This is a genomic window from Rhodothermales bacterium (genome assembly GCA_013002345.1).
GTDB lineage: Bacteria > Bacteroidota > Rhodothermia > Rhodothermales > JABDKH01 > JABDKH01.
The window spans coordinates 1-2,914 of record JABDKH010000226.1; the positions used below are offsets into that span (position 1 = coordinate 1).

Here is a 2,914-nt window from a genome sequence, read left to right on the forward strand (position 1 = left end):
GCCGATGACCATGGTGTCCCGATCGGTCATTGCCGACTGGAGACGGCCGTAGGGACAAATGATCAGACACAGCTGCTCGCGAAACCAACTGAAGTTGAAGTAGAGGATGGCCGACATCACGATGACCCAAGTGAATGCGGTCGGGTGCTCGGAAGGGCTCCGCTGCACCATGTCGATGACTGATGGGAGCGAGACGAAGTAGCTGATGAACACGTGCGAGAGCAGGAGCGCGAGCACGATGTACACGCCGTGCTTGAGTAGCTTGCGCCAAACCTTGTCGAAGCTGAGCCCAGCGGCATTGCGCCGCAGCCGCTGTGCCCGCGGCCCTTCGATGAGACGCTCGATACGACGAAACACGCCCTCCAGAAAGACGGTGTGCGGGCAGGCGTAGCCGCACCACAGGCGACCTTTGATTGCCGTGACGATGAGGAGGGTCAGCCCGACCCCGCTCAGCAGGAAGAACACGAGCCAGAAGTCCTGTGCGTTGAATACGCCGCCGAACAAGTAGAAACGCCGATTGACGATGTCCATGAAGACCGCCGGATGCCCGCCGATTTTAACGAATGGGAGGACGACGTAGATCGCGATCAGCACGCTGAAGATCACATAGCGGAGGCGCGTGAAGCGGCCCTTCACGTCCGCCGGATGCACGTAGTTGCGACTACCGTCGGAACGAAGCGAGCTCGCAGGTTCTTCGATGACTGGCAGCTTTGTGGTCATGCTATGCTGCCTCTAGGGCCAGGCGCCTATTCGGCAATCTCGCCGTCCGGCTTCCAAACCACGGCGTTCTCTTCGACCGGCTTGCCGCCTTCGAGGTTCGTGTTGCGAAGCGTCAGCACGTACGCGGTGACCTGACTCACGCCCTCTTCCCCGAGGATGGCGCCCCACGGCGTCATGCCCTTTTCCGGAATGCCATTGGTGACGGTCGCGTGGATGTCGGTCGGCGCTCCGCCGTGGACCCAGTACTCATCGGTAAGGTTGGACCCGAGGCCGACGCGGCCCTGCCCCTGCTCGTGACACGCGTAGCACTGGGCCGTGAAGATTTCCTTGCCTGCGGCCACGGCGGTCTCGTCGAGCGCCAAGGCCTCGAGTGACTCATCCGTCGCGATGCCGCGTTCGGCTGCGGCGGCCGCCATCTGTTCCGCGTACACCTCCGGCTGCAGCTTCCCAATGCCGTACTCGTGGTAGTGAAACCAGTAGACTAGCCCGAAGGCGACCGCTCCATAGAACGTGAGCAGCCACCAGGTAGGCAAGTTGTTGTCGGCCTCCTCGATGTCGTCATAGACGTGGAGGATCTCGCCTTGGATTTCGTCGGTTCGTTTTTGATCACTCATGGGGTACCTCCGACTCCTCTTCGAGCGGAATGCGTGCATACCGGTCCGCCTCGGATGCTTTCATTCGCGTTGCGCGAACGATCACGACAAGAAACACGATGAAGAACAAACCCAGCGACAGCAGTGGATAGAGCAGCACGGGGCTTTGTTCGAAGAATTCGCGTGCAAAGCGGCTCATTGGGCTACCTCTTTCGCTTCGACTGCAGCGAGCGCCTTGGCTTCGGGGACACGACCCAGTCGCTGCAGATACGAGATCAGCGCCACCAATCGGCTGTTGACCACGAGCTCGCAGCCTTCGGCCGGCTCGTCACATACGGCAACCCCGGTGTCCGTGGCAATGCCTGCAGCGATCGCAGATGCTGCAGATTGCGCGCTCTGTTCAGCCGTTTGAATCTGATCGGCCCGGTACGGGACACCGATGTTCCGCATGGCTCGCAGCTTCACCTCCGTGTCGGCGAAGTCGATCGTTTCCTTCGAGAGGTGCGGGTAGGGCGGCATGTTCGAGTCGGGTGAAATCTCACGCGGGTTGATCATGTGCTTGTAGTGCCAGACATCGTTGTACTTGCCGCCGACGCGCGCTAGGTCCGGACCGATGCGGCGGGAGCCCCACTGGAAGGGATGGTCGAAAATCGAGTCGTCCATCGTCGATACCTCGCCGTAGCGTGCGGTCTCCCAAACGAAGGGTCGAATCATCTGCGAATGGCAGGTGTAGCAGCCTTCTCGAATGAAGACATCGCGGCCTTCGAGCTCCAGAGGCGTGTAAGGAACGTTCTTGGTCGTGCGAATCGTCTCCGGAACGGAGATGACCATCGGGATGATCTCGGCAACTCCGCCGACCAATATCCCCACCACGACTAGGACCGTGAAGACGCCCGCCCGCCCTTCGATGGCGTGATGCCAGGAAATCTTTTCGTCACCGCGATTGCGCATCGACACCGCAATCGCCGCCACAGCCCACATGACCGCGGCGATGGCGAGGATGGTGCTCACCAAGCCGTCGAAGAGAGCCATGCCAAAGAGCAAACCCATGATGATGATCGACGCGAGGACCGGCTGCCCGAAGATGAGCTTCGGCCAAGGGATCTCACGATCCCGAGGTTCGGTGACTACGGCGACTTCGAGCTCACCGTCCACCGGGGCTCCGCTCCTGGCAGTCGCAATGAGGTTCCAGGCCATCAGGACGATACCCGCGAAATAGAGGAGGCCGGAGATCAGGCGTGCCCAGTACATCGGCCGAATGGCGAGATAGGTTTCCACGAAGTTCGGGTAGAGCAGCCCGCCGGTCTCGCTGACCGCGCGCCACATCAGACCTTGCGTAATGCCGGCGACCCACATCGAGATGGCGTAAATGAGAATCCCAACGGTCGCGATCCAGAAATGGAAGTTCGCGGCTGAAACAGAGCGAAGCTTGGTGCCGTACAGCCTCGGAACGAGCCAGTAGAACATTCCTGCGGCCATCAAGCCGTTCCAGCCGAGGGCGCCGCTGTGCACGTGACCGATGATCCAGTCGGTGTAGTGGGCGAGGCCGCTCACACTCTTGATGCTGAGGAGCGGTCCTTCGAACGTGCTCATGCCGTAGA

At 60.8% G+C, this 2,914-nt stretch carries 4 protein-coding genes; all 4 read right to left on the minus strand.

Annotation, left to right across the window (positions count from 1 at the left end):
- On the minus strand, nucleotides 1-720 hold a 720-nt coding region (locus HKN37_11370), incomplete at its 3' end, for a 4Fe-4S binding protein (GenBank protein NNE47248.1).
- Between the two features lie 26 nt (nucleotides 721-746).
- Nucleotides 747-1,334: a c-type cytochrome gene (locus HKN37_11375; GenBank protein ID NNE47249.1), complete on the minus strand. Its 588-nt coding sequence runs from the start codon at nucleotides 1,332-1,334 to the stop codon at nucleotides 747-749.
- The gene (locus HKN37_11380; protein ID NNE47250.1) at nucleotides 1,327-1,512 is read right to left on the minus strand and encodes a hypothetical protein; all 186 of its coding nucleotides are present in this window, start codon (nucleotides 1,510-1,512) and stop codon (nucleotides 1,327-1,329) included. The genes HKN37_11375 and HKN37_11380 overlap by 8 nt, the downstream gene beginning before the upstream one ends.
- The coding region (ccoO, locus tag HKN37_11385; GenBank protein ID NNE47251.1) for a cytochrome-c oxidase, cbb3-type subunit II at nucleotides 1,509-2,914 on the minus strand (1,406 nt) is incomplete at its 5' end. The genes HKN37_11380 and ccoO, both read right to left, overlap by 4 nt.